At 41.6% G+C, this 15,786-nt stretch carries 11 protein-coding genes; all 11 read left to right on the top strand.

Annotated elements, in window-relative coordinates; translation table 11 throughout:
• Nucleotides 1–139: 139 nt before the first annotated feature.
• The 11 genes from AU255_RS10910 (at nucleotide 140) to kdsA (ending at nucleotide 15,741) form a co-directional block, all read left to right on the top strand.
• Entirely contained in the window at nucleotides 140–1,705 is a 1,566-nt protein-coding gene (locus tag AU255_RS10910) for a Re/Si-specific NAD(P)(+) transhydrogenase subunit alpha (protein WP_080522888.1), read from the top strand.
• Between the two features lie 13 nt (nucleotides 1,706–1,718).
• Nucleotides 1,719–3,107 carry a Re/Si-specific NAD(P)(+) transhydrogenase subunit beta gene (gene pntB / locus AU255_RS10905; protein WP_080523344.1) on the top strand — a complete coding sequence of 463 codons (1,389 nt, stop codon included), beginning with the start codon at nucleotides 1,719–1,721 and terminating at the stop codon, nucleotides 3,105–3,107.
• Nucleotides 3,108–3,408: 301 nt separating this feature from the next.
• Nucleotides 3,409–3,768 (top strand): hypothetical protein, encoded by a 360-nt coding sequence (locus tag AU255_RS10900; RefSeq protein ID WP_080522887.1) that lies wholly within the window; start codon nucleotides 3,409–3,411, stop codon nucleotides 3,766–3,768.
• A 304-nt stretch (nucleotides 3,769–4,072) separates the two neighbouring features.
• Entirely contained in the window at nucleotides 4,073–6,307 is a 2,235-nt protein-coding gene (parC, locus tag AU255_RS10895) for a DNA topoisomerase IV subunit A (protein WP_080522886.1), read from the top strand.
• Nucleotides 6,308–6,310: 3 nt separating this feature from the next.
• Nucleotides 6,311–8,695, top strand: coding sequence for a penicillin-binding protein 1B (gene mrcB, locus AU255_RS10890; protein ID WP_080522885.1), 2,385 nt, complete (start codon nucleotides 6,311–6,313; stop codon nucleotides 8,693–8,695).
• Nucleotides 8,695–9,309, top strand: a complete 615-nt coding sequence (gene lolA, locus AU255_RS10885; protein ID WP_080522884.1) for an outer membrane lipoprotein chaperone LolA — start codon at nucleotides 8,695–8,697, stop codon at nucleotides 9,307–9,309. Before mrcB ends, lolA begins: the two co-directional genes overlap by 1 nt.
• Nucleotides 9,310–9,341: 32 nt before the next feature.
• Nucleotides 9,342–10,652, top strand: coding sequence for a replication-associated recombination protein A (locus tag AU255_RS10880; RefSeq protein WP_080522883.1), 1,311 nt, complete (start codon nucleotides 9,342–9,344; stop codon nucleotides 10,650–10,652).
• A 76-nt stretch (nucleotides 10,653–10,728) separates the two neighbouring features.
• Nucleotides 10,729–11,694 carry an acetyl-CoA carboxylase carboxyl transferase subunit alpha gene (accA, locus tag AU255_RS10875; protein ID WP_080522882.1) on the top strand — a complete coding sequence of 322 codons (966 nt, stop codon included), beginning with the start codon at nucleotides 10,729–10,731 and terminating at the stop codon, nucleotides 11,692–11,694.
• Between the two features lie 47 nt (nucleotides 11,695–11,741).
• Complete coding sequence (gene tilS, locus AU255_RS10870; RefSeq protein WP_080522881.1) at nucleotides 11,742–13,085, top strand: tRNA lysidine(34) synthetase TilS; 1,344 nt, start codon at nucleotides 11,742–11,744, stop codon at nucleotides 13,083–13,085.
• Between the two features lie 191 nt (nucleotides 13,086–13,276).
• Nucleotides 13,277–14,911: a CTP synthase gene (locus AU255_RS10865; protein ID WP_080522880.1), complete on the top strand. Its 1,635-nt coding sequence runs from the start codon at nucleotides 13,277–13,279 to the stop codon at nucleotides 14,909–14,911.
• Entirely contained in the window at nucleotides 14,908–15,741 is an 834-nt protein-coding gene (gene kdsA / locus AU255_RS10860) for a 3-deoxy-8-phosphooctulonate synthase (RefSeq protein ID WP_080522879.1), read from the top strand. The genes AU255_RS10865 and kdsA overlap by 4 nt, the downstream gene beginning before the upstream one ends.
• Nucleotides 15,742–15,786: the final 45 nt, after the last annotated feature.

The raw sequence follows: 15,786 nt of genomic DNA, 5'->3' as shown, positions 1-15,786 counted from the left end.
GGGTATCTCAGTCAAATATCAGAGAAAAAACCAGACTACTTATAATTGAATGCAAAAATTGATTGAATTTACCCCATCAATCTCTTATGCTCAGGCATAGCTCTATTCAACTTATAATAATAAAATGAAGGGGACGACAATGATAATTGGTATACCTAAAGAAATTCATCCGGGTGAAAAGCGTGTCGCAACGACACCAGAAGTGGCTGAAAAAATCATTCAACTGGGCTTTCAGGTAAACGTTGAAAGCGGTGCGGGCCAGCAAGCTAATATTTCAGATGAAGCCTATAAGGAAGTTGGTTGTACGATTAGAAAAACGGCTAAAACTTTATGGAAGAATGCAGATATTGTCATCAAGGTCCGACCCCCTGAAACACATCCTGAACAAGGTATTGATGAAACAGAATTATTAACCAAAGGAGGACATTTAATCAGTTTTATATGGCCTGCTCAGAATAAAGCTTTAATGCAAAAGCTGGCAGAGAAAAATGCCACTGTACTGGCAATGGATTGTGTGCCGCGTTTATCCAGATCGCAAAAACTGGATGCCTTAAGTTCTATGGCTAATATTGCTGGTTACCGGGCAGTTATTGAAGCAGCGCAACATTTTGATCGTTTTTTTACTGGACAAATAACAGCTGCTGGTAAAGTGCCACCGGCAAAAATTCTGGTTATTGGTGCGGGCGTTGCCGGGTTAGCTGCCATAGGCACGGCTAAAAGCATGGGAGCCATAGTTCGAGCATTTGATACCCGCCCGGAAGTAAAAGAGCAAATTGAAAGCATGGATGCGGAATTTCTGATGCTGGATTTTGCAGAAGATGGCTCAGGTTCGGGAGGTTATGCAAAAATTATGTCTAAGGAGTTTATTGAAGCAGAAATGGCTTTATTTGCCAGACAAGCCATGGATGTAGACATTATCATTACTACCGCACTGATCCCGGGAAAACCAGCGCCGGAATTGATAACAGCAGGAATGGTTGAAACCATGAAGCCTGGAAGTGTTATCGTCGATCTTGCCGGAGAGCAGGGAGGTAATTGTGCTCTGACTGTTAAAGATGAAGTTGTTGTTAAATATGGTATAACCATTATCGGTTATACCAATTTACCGAGCAGAATGGCTGCTCAATCCAGTCAACTCTATGCAACAAATATATGGCATTTATTAACTGAATTATGTCCGGATAAAAATGGCATTATTGATGTTAATATGGAAGATGATGTGATTCGTGGTACTACAGTTATCAAGCAGGGAAAAATAACCTGGCCACCCCCCGTTATTTCAGTCTCTGCTACACCAATACCACAGACCGAAGCGCCAGCAGTTGCCGATATTGTACCCTCAGTAAAGCCCGGGCTAATACCTAAGCAGATTAAACAAGTATTGCCGCTATTCATTATTGGCAGTTTGTTGTTTGCTTTAGGGTCAGTTGCACCTGCATCGTTTATGTCACACTTTACTGTATTTGTTCTCTCTTGCTTTATTGGCTATCAAGTTATCTGGAGCGTTTCAGCCTCCTTACATACACCCTTAATGAGTGTTACCAACGCCATCAGCGGCATCATCATAATTGGTGCTGTGCTGCAGGTTTCCAGTTCCGGATTTATGATTACACTTCTTTCGGGCCTGGCAATTCTTATTGCCTCGATCAATATTTCAGGTGGTTTTTTAGTCACTCGGCGCATGTTAGACATGTTTAAAAAATAGGAACAAGCACATGATATCTCCAGGTCTAATTACAATGTCTTATATAGCTGCCTCGATTCTTTTTATACTGAGCCTCAGCGGATTAAGTCATCAGGAAACAGCACGTCGTGGGAATTATTATGGTATGGCTGGGATGCTTATTGCCTTAGTTGCCACCATAATAAGTGATTCAGTTGATGCCTATGTGATCTTGATAATCGCTTTGGTCATTGGTGGCCTTATCGGTACCAAGATTGCCTTAAAAGTTGAAATGACTCAAATGCCAGAACTGGTTGCTATTATGCACAGCTTGGTTGGTATGGCTGCAGTACTGGTTGGTTATGCAAATTTTGTTGATAGCTCGGTAAATCTAGAGGGTATAGAAAAAACAATTCATCATGCCGAGATTTATATAGGCATTTTTATAGGTGCAATCACTTTTTCGGGCTCTGTCATTGCCTTTGGCAAGTTATGCGGGAAAATTGCCGGCAAACCCTATCTTTTGCCCGGGCGGCATTGGCTTAATCTGGGCTTATTATTGGCCACACTTTGGCTAGGTAATGTTTTTTTAACCGGAGTAGAGACAGGAGAGACTACTTTCGCACTGGTTTTAATGACCTTGATTGCTTTCATATTTGGCATACATATGGTCATGGCTATAAGGGGTGCTGATATGCCCGTCGTAGTTTCCATGCTTAATAGTTATTCTGGATGGGCAGCGGCGGCAACTGGATTTATGTTGAGTAATGATCTGTTAATTGTTACCGGTGCCCTGGTCGGTAGTAGTGGTGCTATCTTAAGCTATATTATGTGCCGCGCCATGAATCGTAATTTTCTGAGTGTTATCGCGGGTGGTTTTGGATCATCGGGTAGTGAGGCCGCGGAGGTTGAAGGCGACGTGATAGCGATTGATGTTTTAGAAACAGCTCAACTGCTCTCCGATGCTAAAAATATAATGATTATTCCTGGTTATGGCATGGCAGTAGCGCAAGCTCAGCATACGGTTAATGAAATTACTAAAGTACTACGCGCTCAAGGAAAAAACGTGCGTTTTGGCATTCATCCTGTTGCCGGGCGGATGCCAGGTCATATGAATGTATTATTAGCAGAGGCGAAAGTGCCTTACGATATTGTCTTTGAGATGGATGAGATCAATGCCGATTTTCCGGATGTGGATGTCACGATTGTTATCGGGGCAAATGATATAGTCAATCCTTCAGCATTGGATGATCCCAACAGTCCTATTGCCGGAATGCCGGTACTGGAATGCTGGAAGAGCCACACAAGCATAGTTTTAAAACGCAGTATGGCAATGGGTTACGCCGGTATAGGCAACCCATTGTTTGTGCATAAAAATACGCGTATGTTGTTTGGTGATGCTAATGAAAGTATGCAGGCGGTTTTAAAGGCTATAAGCAGTTGATTTTATTTACTAACTTTGATTTTTAACTTTAGGTTTTTGTACAACACACTATTTATCTTGGGAATGCAGCCTGCCTGCACAAAGGCAGAGGGAGTCTTTGGGCTCCTAAAAAAACTTGCCTAAATTTCTTGATGCACAACCCAAAGGATATTCTCCTGTTTATCTGAAGTACTAGATCAATTAATCGTAAAGTGTTATTGTCTGTGTAGAGAAAAAGTAGGGATGCAAAGGCATTTTTTTCTATTAAGGTGCGGAAGGAAGTGAGCACAATTATTAACAACTTTTATATAAGGATAAAACCATGAAGTATATAGCTAAATCAATTGCAGTTCTCGTGTTGTCATTTGCCAGTATATCGGCATTTTCTGAAGAAAAGCCTATGAACATGCAGCAAGGAAAATCAGCTGATAAAGGCATGATGCAAATGTCTGATGAAATGAAGGATAAACAGGCTCAGGAAAAGCAGCAATATATTTTGAAAATAAATGATCTTTCAGATCGCATTCAAGATGAGAAAAACCCTGAAAAGAAACAAGAGTTAATGGATGAACAATTAAAGCTAATAAAAGATCATATGGAGCAAAAGCGACAAATGAAAAAGCAGATGATGAAAAAACATCATGAAAAAATGAAGAATAAAAAAGACGGCATGAAAATGTAAATTATTATTCTGTGTGTGAACGCTAACAGGTAAAGCGAATCGGCATGGGAAAACACGGAGTTCCCTTGCCGAATCCGACTATAAGCAATAATCCTCCTCCGGGTTATCACGGCATGATGTTAAATAAGTGTATTCTGCGAGAGTGATTATTTACAGTTTAAAAATCATCAAATTCTGTGCCTTGTAGCGATTAGACAAGGCGTCTATCGATAAGCAGTTTTCAAATTCAATTTACCAGGCTAGTTACAATAAGATAATATAGCTGTCATTTCTCAACTAGCAAATATAAATAGTCACACACCACATGGGTATACAGGATAATTTTGAACAAATCCCACTAAAAGACTTTACCGAAAAAGCGTATCTGGATTATTCCATGTACGTTATTTTAGATCGTGCACTACCGCATATTGGTGATGGTTTAAAGCCTGTTCAGCGGCGCATAGTATATGCGATGTCTGAGTTGGGACTTAGTGCTGTATCCAAACATAAGAAATCAGCACGTACTGTTGGGGATGTACTGGGTAAATATCACCCGCACGGCGATTCAGCGTGTTATGAAGCCATGGTCTTAATGGCCCAGCCTTTTTCCTATCGATATCCTCTGGTAGATGGGCAGGGCAACTGGGGGTCTCCTGATGATCCTAAATCCTTTGCTGCAATGCGTTATACGGAATCACGCTTAACCGCCTACGCACAAACTTTGCTAAGTGAATTAGGGCTGGGAACGGTTGATTGGCTGGATAATTTTGATGGCACTCTAAAAGAACCAGCAATATTACCCGATAGATTACCTAATATCTTACTTAATGGCACAATGGGTATAGCCGTTGGTATGGCAACTGATATTCCACCACATAATCTTAGAGAAGTTGCCAATGCCTGTGTGCATTTACTCGATGAACCTGATGCTGGGCTGGAAGATCTGTTCAAGTTTATTCAAGGACCTGATTACCCGACCGATGCTGAAATTATTAGTAGTCGAGAAGATATCCAGAAATTATATATCTCTGGCAATGGCTCTATTCGTATGCGTGCCAAGTATGAACTGGAAGAGCATAATATTATCATTACAGCCTTGCCGAACCAGGTGTCTGGAGCAAAACTACTGGAGCAGATAGCTGCCCAGATGCAGGCAAAAAAACTGCCTATGATTGAAGATTTAAGGGATGAATCTGATCATGAAAATCCAACACGTTTAGTCCTTATGCCCAAGTCTAAACGAGCGGATATCGAAGGTATTATGTCGCATTTATTTGCAACTACCGACCTGGAAAGAACCTACCGCGTCAATCTGAATATGATTGGCTTAAATGGTCGTCCGAAAGTAAAAGGTTTACGAGAGATTTTAGTCGAGTGGTTGAGTTTTCGTACCGAAACTGTACGTAGACGCTTACAACACAGATTAGATAAAGTTTTAGCTCGCCTGCATATTTTAGAAGGCTTACTGATTGCATTTCTGAATATTGATGAAGTGATTGCTATTATCCGTAGTGAAGATAAGCCAAAGCCGGTTCTGATGGAGCGTTTTGGAATTACTGATATTCAGGCGGAAGCTATTTTAGAATTAAAGTTACGTCATTTAGCCAAACTTGAAGAAATAGCAATTCTCGGAGAGCAGGCCGACCTGGAAAAAGAACGTGATTATTTACAAAAAACACTGGGGTCAGCGCGTTTACTAAATCGTTTAATTAGAAAAGAAATACTGCTTGATGCCGATAAATATGGTGATGAGCGTCGTTCGTTTATTATTGAACGGGATGTTGCTCAGGCTTTAAACGCAACGGCATTAATAAGTAATGAACCCGTCACCATTGTGTTATCGCAAAAAGGCTGGATACGTGCTGCAAAAGGGCATGATGTTGATGTGCACGGATTAAACTATCGTTCTGGCGATGCTTTTCTTGACTCGGTATTGGGACGTACCACACAACCCGTGTTTGTACTGGATTCTTCTGGGCGTGTTTATACCACGACGACGCATGATTTACCTTCTGCACGCAGTCAGGGAGAACCCCTCACCGGACGCTTAAAGCCTCCTGCAGGTTCTTTATTTACTCATCTATGGGCTGGGCATGAGGATGACTGGATATTAATGGTCAGTGATGCAGGTTACGGGTTTCGAGTACAGATAAAAGACTGGGTATCAAAAAACAAAGCAGGTAAAGCCGTTGTAACGCTGGCAAAAGGCGCTGCTTTGCTAGCCCCTGTTAAAATAGCAGATAGCGGAGATTTAATTGCTGTAGTTACTTTGCAAGGCCGGCTATTGGTCTTTCCTGCAGCTGCATTACCCGCTCTGGCTAAAGGCAAAGGCAATAAACTCATTCAGATTAATAATGCTGATTTTGCAACGGGCAGCGATAAGGTTGTTGCGGTCACGGTGATTGCTGAAAATGCTAATTTAAAACTGATTTCAGGTAAACGTACCTTAACATTTAAACCTGCTGATCTTGCAAACTACCTGGGTGTAAGAGCAAAACGAGGACATGTTTTACCGCGAGGTTTCCAGCGTGTTGATCAACTAATGAGTGCAGAATAAGAAATGGTTGAAACCAAAAAGCCCAAAAAGCCCAGAAAACCTAGACAATCAGGAAAAACGGCAAAGCGAAAAACCAACGTAAAACCAAAACCTGGTTTACTAAAAAAAATCTGGCAAGTTATTAAAATACCTTTGCTTAAATTTAGCGTGCTGCTTTTTTTTGTTTTTGTCTGCTATCTGGGGTATCTGGATTACACACTCAGAGAGCAATTCGAAGGTAAACGCTGGGCAATCCCCGCACGTGTTTATGCCAACCCGGTAGAAATTTATGCAGGCTCTAAACTGAATGCCCAGCAGTTTTTAACACTGTTACAGAAACTACACTATCGTTCAGATAGCAAGCTTTCTTCTCAGGCGACTTATTATAAAAGCGCTCAGAAGATTAGTTTAAAAACCCGTCAGTTTGTGTTTTGGGATAAAACTCAGCAATTACAGTATATACGCATTACATTTTCAGCGACTGAAGTGCTTTCTATTGTTGATGTAGAATCAGGTACAGAACTTGCCATTGTGCGTCTTGACCCGGTACAAATCGGCAGTTTTTATCCTGCGCATAAAGAAGATAGAGTACTAGTTAAGCTGGATGAAGTGCCAAAAACCCTGTTACAAGGCTTATTGGCTACCGAAGATCGAGATTTTTACCAGCATATGGGTATTTCCTTTAAAGGCATTGCCCGTGCCATGTGGGCCAACCTACGTGCAGGAAGGCTGGTGCAAGGCGGCAGTACTATTACACAACAATTAGTGAAAAACTTTTATTTAACGCCTGAGCGCAGTGTATTGCGCAAAATTAATGAAGCGTTAATGTCAGTCATCCTGGAATTACGCTTTAGTAAAACTGAGATTTTAGAGGCCTATCTGAATGAAGTTTTTTTAGGACAGGATGGAGCGCATGCGATACACGGTTTTGGACTGGCCAGCGAATTTTATTTTTCCAGACCCTTAGACAAACTTCCACTGGATCAGGTAACTGCATTAATTGCCCTGGTACGAGGCCCTAGCTATTATGATTTGCGCAAGAAACCGGAACGTGCCTTACAGCGTCGCAATATGATTTTGGATGAAATGCTGGCTCACGGAGATATTTCTGAACAGCAAGCACTGCAAGCCAAACAAAAACCTATCAAAGTGGTAGCTTATGCACACCGGCCTGCAAATCGTTACCCTTCCTTTATTGATTTAGTCAAACGTCAGTTAACTCAAGAATATAATGAGCAAGACTTGACATCAGATGGACTGAGTATTTTTACGACGCTGGATACTAAAGTGCAAGATGCACTGGATTCCAGTATTGAGCAAAAATTAACTGAAATTGAGAAACGCAAGCAGTCAAGGAATCTGGAAGCGGCGGCTATCGTTACACGTCGCGATACCGGCGAAATTGTTGCTCTGGCAGGTGGCCGGGATAGTCAGGGAGTCGGTTTTAACCGCGCATTAAATGCGGTACGCCCGATTGGGTCTTTGATTAAGCCTCTGGTATATTTAACAGCCCTGGAATACCCTGAAAAATATACCCTGATTACTTCTGTCAGTGATACAGCGATTAAAGTAAAGGCTGAAAAAGGCAAATTCTGGGAGCCTCAAAATTATGCACGTAAAGAACATGGTAATGTAGCTTTGCACACTGCTCTGGCGCATTCCTATAATTTAGCGACAGTACGGATCGGAATGGATATTGGCGTAGGGCGTATTGCGAAAACCTTACGGGAAAGCGGTGTTAAACGCCCGATAAATTTATTTCCTTCGATGCTGTTAGGGTCGTTGGCATTGTCACCCTTTGAAGTAACTCAGATGTATCAAACTTTAGCCGGTGATGGTTTTGCCATGCCTTTGCGTTCTATTAGTGCTGTGATGGCTCAAGATGGTACTTTGCTGCAACGATACCCTTATGCAATCAGGCAGGAGCTGGATCCTGCAGCAACTTATTTAACCAATACCGTGTTACAGGAAGTTATGCGTGAAGGAACCGGGAAGTTAGCTTATAACGTGCTACCAAAAAGTATGGTGCTTGCAGGTAAAACCGGGACTACGAATGATTTAAAAGATAGCTGGTTTGCAGGCTATACCGGAGATTATTTAGCCGTATTCTGGGTTGGACGTGATGATAACAAACCAGCGGGTGTGACCGGAGCAAGTGGTTCACTGAAACTATGGTCTGAGTTAATGAGGCAAGTGGCAACGCAATCAGTGATTTTATCCAGACCAGATTCGGTTATTTCTGTCTGGATTGATAAAACGTCAGGCCTGAAAGCCAGCGAATTATGTCCTGAGAATATCGCATACCCTTTCGTACGCGGCTCCGAGCCAAAGAGAAATGCGGAATGTGTAGAACCAACATTAAATAAAGTAAAAACCTGGTTTAACGATTTTAAAGAGGAAAATTTTTAATGAGTAAAATATTAGCTTTGTCTATACTTCTGATGTCAATGATCGCTAATGCTGATTCAACTTCAGCTCAAAAATTAGAGGGGTTTATTTCCCGGGCTAAAAACCTGCAGGCTGAATTTACCCAGACATCTCTGGATGAAACAGGGAAAGTAATACAAAGCAGTCAAGGTGATTTTTACTTACAGCAACCGGGGAAATTTCGCTGGAACTATAATCAGCCTTACGCGCAGCAAATTGTTTCCAAAGATGGCAAAGTCTGGTTTTATGATGCTGATTTAGAACAGCTTATTATCAAAAAAATAGACAAGTCCATTGGTGATACTCCCGCCTTGTTACTCAGTGGCAGTGTTGATTTAAATGCAAAATATACCATTGTCAGACAACGGCAAGAGGGTGATATTTTGTGGATAAAATTAACGCCTAAAGATACCGAGAGTAGCTTTAAATATATTTTGGTCGGCTTAAAAAGCGATATGCTGTATGGCATGGAATTAAGTGATAATTTTGGTCAACTCACGCAAATCATTTTTTCTAATATTACCTTGCCTAAGACATTAGCTCCTGAATTATTTGAATTCACTGCACCAGCAGGTACAGATGTTTTTGAGGGCTAGCACTACTGCAATTTGCAATTACCGAAGTAATTATGCGTAGTGATCGAACAAAACCTTTGGCAGATTTGATGCGTCCCGAATCACTGGCGGATTATGCCGGGCAAAAGCATCTCTTGCAGCCTGGAAAGCCGCTGTATGAAGCGATCAATTCGGGGCATTTGCATTCAATGATTTTCTGGGGGCCGCCTGGAACAGGTAAAACGACGCTGGCAAGAATGATAGCCAGGCATTCTAATGCCGAATTTATGCCTATTTCGGCTGTTTTGGCAGGTGTTAAAGATATCCGTGCAGCAGTCGCTGCAGCTAAACAAATACAACAGCATGAACAGCGACAAACTATTTTATTTGTCGATGAAGTACATCGCTTTAATAAAGCACAGCAAGATGCATTTTTGCCGCATGTGGAAGATGGAACGGTATTTTTTTTAGGCGCAACCACAGAAAACCCTTCTTTTGCTCTTAATAATGCCTTGTTATCCAGAGCGAGAGTGTATGTGCTAAATGCATTGACGGATGAAGAATTACAAAGTGTCATTGATAAAGTATTAACCGATAAAGACAAAGGCTATGCTGACTTGGGCGTCACCATGTCCGATTTATTAAAGCAGCAATTCTCTGTTGCTGCAGATGGTGATGCACGGCGTTTATTAAATTTACTAGAGATTGCTGTTGAATTAGCTCAAGCAAGTCAGCTTAGCGAAGTTACAGAGGCAATAGCCAAAGAAGTTTTAGTCGGCGGCGTACGCCGCTTTGATAACCAAGGCGAAGAGTTTTATAACCAGATTTCAGCAATACATAAGTCGGTACGCGGTAGTTCACCTGATGCAGCTTTATATTGGTTTTGTCGTATGCTTGATGGCGGTTGCGATCCTTTATACCTGGCACGGCGTATTGTGCGTATCGCCTCGGAAGATATTGGCAATGCAGATCCCAGGGCGTTGCAAATATGCATTAATGCCTGGGAAACTCAGCAAAGACTGGGCAGTCCAGAAGGCGAACTGGCTTTAGCTCAAGCTTTGGTTTATATGGCTTGTGCACCTAAAAGTAATGCCGTATATATGGCTTACAATTCGGCCATGCGTACTGCGAAAGCAAGTGGTAGTTTGCCTGTGCCAAACCATTTACGCAACGCGCCGACTAAATTAATGAAAAATCTGGATTATGGTAAGGAATACCGCTATGCACATAATGAGCCTGAAGCCTATGCAGCAGGGGAAAATTATTTTCCTGAAGGTTTGCAGGAAACCCGGTTTTACGAACCAGTATCTCGCGGATTGGAAATAAAAATTGCAGAAAAATTAAAACATTTGCGAGAATTAGATAAAATAGCCACCAAGAATTAAATAAAGTGTACAAAGAAGGGCTTTGTGTCCTGCTTACTAAAGTACTCTACTAATAACACTAAAAAAAACATCAACCATGGATTTAAATTTTCTCGATTTCGAACAACCTATAGCAGAATTAGAAGCAAAAATTAGCGAGCTGCGCCGCGTAGAAGCGGCGAATGATATAGATATTTCATCTGCATTAGATGAACTGGAAGCTAAAAGTCAGACATTAACAGAAGAAATCTTCAAAGAATTAACTGACTGGCAGATCTCACAATTATCAAGACATCCAGGGAGACCCTATACGCTGGATTATATTGATCTTATGTTTACTGATTTTCATGAATTGCATGGTGACCGCGCCTACGCTGATGACAAGGCGATAATTTGTGGTCTGGCAAAACTGAATGGCCAGGCTGTCGTTGTTATTGGTCATCAAAAAGGTCGTGATACCAAAGAAAAAATTATCCGCAATTTTGGTATGCCGCGCCCTGAGGGGTACCGGAAAGCACTGCGTGTGATGAAAATGGCTGAGCGCTTTCATTTACCTATTATTTGCCTTATTGATACACCGGGAGCTTATCCGGGAATAGGGGCTGAAGAACGTGGTCAAAGTGAAGCAATAGCACGTAATTTATTTGAAATGGCAAAACTGGAAACACCCATTATTTGTACCGTCATCGGTGAGGGTGGTTCAGGTGGTGCTTTAGCGATTGGCGTTGGCGATCGATTGATTATGCTGGAATTCAGTACTTACTCAGTGATTTCCCCTGAAGGTTGTGCTTCTATCTTATGGAAAAGTGCCGACAAAGCAAAACTGGCAGCAGAAGCTATGGGCATTACCTCTGATAGAGTGAGAGAGCAGGGCTTATTAGATGAAGTGGTAAGAGAGCCTATTGGTGGGGCGCATAGAGATTTTAAAACCACAGCCGATAATTTAAAAGAAACCCTGTTTCGTCATATCAACGCATTACGCCATGAAAAAATGGATAGCTTATTAGAGAAGCGTTACCAGCGCGTTATGGCGTTTGGATCTTTTACCGAAGATGTAAAATAGCACACACAGTGCTTTAATTTGGGTGTGCATCGCATATTTACTAACTTGTGAAACTCACTGCTCAATTTATTAATTCTCAGCTAGCACCCTGTCACACAGCCAATAATATCTTTATTGGCTACAGTGGTGGGGTAGATTCCCATGTTTTACTGCATTTACTGACTGATATACCTGAACTAAAACATAAGCTTACTGCCGTGTATGTACATCATGGTTTACAGGCATCGGCTGATCACTGGGCGGCACATTGCCAACTCATTACAGAACATCTCGGGGTTAATTTTAAATGTCTTAAAGTCAACGCTCAGGCTTTGCCAGGACAGAGTTCTGAAGAAGCAGCCCGCAATGCGCGTTATCAGGTTTTCAAAAATCTGTTGGATAAAGATGATGTACTGCTCTTTGCTCAACATCGTGATGATCAATTAGAAACAGTTTTGTTACAGTTGTTTAGAGGTGCAGGATTAAAAGGTCTATCAGCGATGCCCGTTGCTACAAACTTTGCTGCAGGGATGCTAATTAGACCCTTACTTGATATAAGTCAGCAGCTTATTATTCAATATGGAGAGCTACATGATTTACAGTGGATTGAAGATCCCAGCAATCAAGACACACAGTTTGATCGAAACTTCTTGCGTCATGAGATTATTCCCTTGCTGGAAAAACGCTGGCCCAGTCTGGATAAAACAGTCGCGCGTGTAGCAGGGCACTGTGCGGATGCACACGCAATGCTATCTGTTAGTGCGCAACATAACATGCACTTGTTATACGATAGTCAAAAACGCAGTTTATCAATTCCCGGCTTGCTTGAGCATGATTATGTAACCCGGCAGTGGGTACTGCGTGAATGGCTGCATCACTTGGGTGCGCGCATGCCAACACAAAAAGTGATGACTGCTATTATGCAAGATATTTTACTGGCTCGTCCAGAAGCAAATCCTGTTGTTGAGCACAATGGTATGACTATTCAACGCTATCGAGAAGACTTATATTTAGTAGCAGTACACATAAAACCTGAATTGGATCAGGTTTTTAACTGGGCAGCAAACATTGAATCCTTGTCCTTGCCCGAAAATGGGAAGCTGCTGGTTATAAAGGCTGATACAGGTATCCCTCGACATATCTGGCAGCACGCTGATATTCAGGTTAAATACCGACAAGGCGGGGAAACAATCCGTTTACCCAACCGTGCAGGTCGACATAGTTTAAAAAAATTATATCAAGACTCAGGTATTCCTCCATGGCAACGTGATCTTATTCCCTTGATTTACTTAGATGGCAAGCTTGCTGCCATTGCTAACTTATTTATTAGCGCTGATTTTTTTGGAGAAAAAACAAACTGTATTACGCCGGTTTGGCAACAGGCTATTGATGGTAAATTGGTATATCAATAATTAAATGATTAAAGGCGATGACGAAAAGGTCATTGTCGATTAAAATATACGGTTGATTGTACTAAAAGTCTTATTTAAGGTGCTGGGCCAGGAAACTTCAAATCCTAGTAGCTAAATTGCTACAAGTCAAAACTAGAGTCAATATTATTCAAACAGAATTTATTCGTTATTTATCAGATCCTTTTTAGTCGATGACAAAATTTATATTTATTACAGGTGGTGTGGTTTCTTCTCTTGGAAAAGGAATTGCGGCCTCTTCTTTAGCGGCTATATTAGAATCGCGTGGTTTAAAAGTAACCATGACAAAATTAGATCCTTATATTAATGTGGATCCGGGTACCATGAGTCCGTTTCAACATGGTGAAGTATTCGTCACTCAGGATGGTGCCGAAACTGATTTGGATTTAGGGCATTACGAGCGTTTTTTAAAAACTCACCTGACCAGGAAAAACAACTTTACCACCGGTCAGGTCTACGAAAGCGTTTTACGTAAAGAGCGTAAAGGTGAGTATTTAGGAGCGACTGTACAGGTTATTCCGCATATTACTAATGAAATAAAATGCCGCATCTACGCCAGCGCAGAAAATATGGATGTTGCGATCATTGAAGTAGGTGGCACTGTAGGGGATATTGAGTCCTTGCCATTCCTGGAAACCATTCGTCAGATTGGTATCGAGTTAGGTCGTGAGCGTGCGCTTTTTATCCATCTTACCTTAGTGCCTTATATTAAAACGGCAGGTGAAATTAAAACTAAACCTACGCAGCACTCGGTCAAAGAATTACGCACTATAGGTATTCAGCCTGATATTTTGATATGTCGTTCTGAGCAACGAATTCCAGCCGCTGAACGTCGTAAAATAGCCTTGTTTACCAATGTACCTGAAAAAGCCGTTATTTCAGCAATTGATGCCGACACGATTTACCGTATACCCTTGTTGTTAAATGAACAAGGCCTGGATGACATTGTAGTTAATCAACTGCGTCTGGATGTGCCACCTGCCGATTTATCGGAGTGGAAGGCCGTTGTTGAGGGCGTGACGCATCCTCACGATTCTGTAACTATAGCGATTGTAGGTAAATATGTTGGCCATAGTGATGCTTACAAATCTTTAAGCGAAGCCTTGACTCATGCGGGAATATCGACGCGTAGTACAGTTAAAATTAAATACATTGATTCTGAAATTATTGAGCATGATGGCGTTGCACCATTAAAAGATGTTGATGCAATTCTGGTGCCTGGTGGTTTTGGAGAACGTGGCGTAGAAGGTAAAATTTCTACGGTAAGGTTTGCCAGAGAAAATAAGATCCCTTACTTGGGAATTTGTTTAGGCATGCAATCCGCGGTTATTGAGTTTGCCCGAAATGTTGCTGGTTTAGAAGGTGCGCACAGTACTGAATTTTTACCGAAAAGTCCACATCCGGTTATTGGCTTAATTACCGAATGGCAAGACCATGAAGGGCAAACTGAAACTCGTGACGAGAATTCTGATTTAGGCGGCACTATGCGTTTAGGCGCACAGAAATGTCGAATTCAGCCAGGCTCGCTGGTATTCGAGATGTATCAAAAAGACGTGATTACCGAGCGTCACCGCCACCGCTTTGAATTCAATAATAATTATATGGAAGCATTAGAAACGGCAGGTTTACGCTTTTCTGGTAAATCTATGGATGGTCGTTTAGTGGAAGTGGTAGAGTTGCCCGATCATCCATGGTTTATAGCGTGCCAATTTCACCCCGAATTTACTTCAACACCTAGAAAAGGGCACCCTTTATTTTCAGGCTTCGTTGTTGCTGCAACAAAATATAAACAGGATACCAATAAATGAAATTATGTGATTTTGAAGTCGGTTTAGACCAGCCTTTTTTTCTTATTGCGGGTACTTGCGTCATTGAAAGTGAGCAAATGGCGCTGGATACAGCTGGCTTTCTTAAAGAACTAACCACGGAATTAAATATTCCTTTTATTTATAAATCCTCATTTGATAAAGCAAACCGTTCTTCGCATAAGAGTTATCGCGGCCCGGGAATAGAACAGGGTTTAAAAATACTGCAAAAAGTACAACAACAAATTGGCGTGCCGGTTCTCACTGATGTACATGAAGATACCCCCCTGGCTGAAGTTGCCGGTGTAGTAGATGTGTTGCAAACACCTGCTTTTTTATGTCGACAGACTAATTTTATTCAAACTGTTGCAGAACAGGGTAAGCCTGTAAATATCAAAAAAGGTCAGTTTTCAGCGCCATGGGATATGGTGCATGTGGTTGATAAAGCGAAGGCTACGGGAAATCAGCAAATTATGGTATGTGAACGAGGGGCATCATTTGGTTATAACAATTTAGTCTCTGATATGCGTTCGCTTGCAGAAATGCGTAATACACATTGTCCTGTTGTTTATGATGCAACGCATTCAGCACAACTTCCTGGCGGACAGGGAACATCTTCAGGTGGCCAGCGTCAACATGTACCGGTTTTAGCCAGAGCAGCAATAGCTGCAGGTGTTTCAGGTTTGTTTATGGAAACCCATCCAGATCCAGATAAAGCATTAAGTGATGGCCCAAATTCATGGCCGTTGCATCGTATGAAAGAATTATTAGAAACTTTAGTTGCCATTGATCAAGCGGTTAAATCACAAGCATTGATTGAAAATACTTTATAAACATAATCAGTAGTTCTGTACTGAACTGCAATTTACAAATAAATT

It is taken from the genome of Methyloprofundus sedimenti, from assembly GCF_002072955.1.
In the GTDB taxonomy this organism is placed as follows: Bacteria; Pseudomonadota; Gammaproteobacteria; order Methylococcales; family Methylomonadaceae; genus Methyloprofundus; species Methyloprofundus sedimenti.
Note: the sequence above shows the minus strand (reverse complement) of the source record. Positions and strands in the feature narration are given on the sequence as shown.

Bases quoted from the DNA above. Each gene is read 5' to 3' on its own strand.
- AU255_RS10910 (WP_080522888.1), top strand. From the start codon at position 140: ATGATAATTGGTATACCTAAAGAAATTCATCCGGGTGAAAAGCGTGTC.
- AU255_RS10900 (WP_080522887.1), top strand. From the start codon at position 3,409: ATGAAGTATATAGCTAAATCAATTGCAGTTCTCGTGTTGTCATTTGCC.
- parC (WP_080522886.1), top strand. From the start codon at position 4,073: ATGGGTATACAGGATAATTTTGAACAAATCCCACTAAAAGACTTTACC.
- mrcB (WP_080522885.1), top strand. From the start codon at position 6,311: ATGGTTGAAACCAAAAAGCCCAAAAAGCCCAGAAAACCTAGACAATCA.
- lolA (WP_080522884.1), top strand. From the start codon at position 8,695: ATGAGTAAAATATTAGCTTTGTCTATACTTCTGATGTCAATGATCGCT.
- AU255_RS10880 (WP_080522883.1), top strand. From the start codon at position 9,342: ATGCGTAGTGATCGAACAAAACCTTTGGCAGATTTGATGCGTCCCGAA.
- accA (WP_080522882.1), top strand. From the start codon at position 10,729: ATGGATTTAAATTTTCTCGATTTCGAACAACCTATAGCAGAATTAGAA.
- AU255_RS10865 (WP_080522880.1), top strand. From the start codon at position 13,277: ATGACAAAATTTATATTTATTACAGGTGGTGTGGTTTCTTCTCTTGGA.
- kdsA (WP_080522879.1), top strand. From the start codon at position 14,908: ATGAAATTATGTGATTTTGAAGTCGGTTTAGACCAGCCTTTTTTTCTT.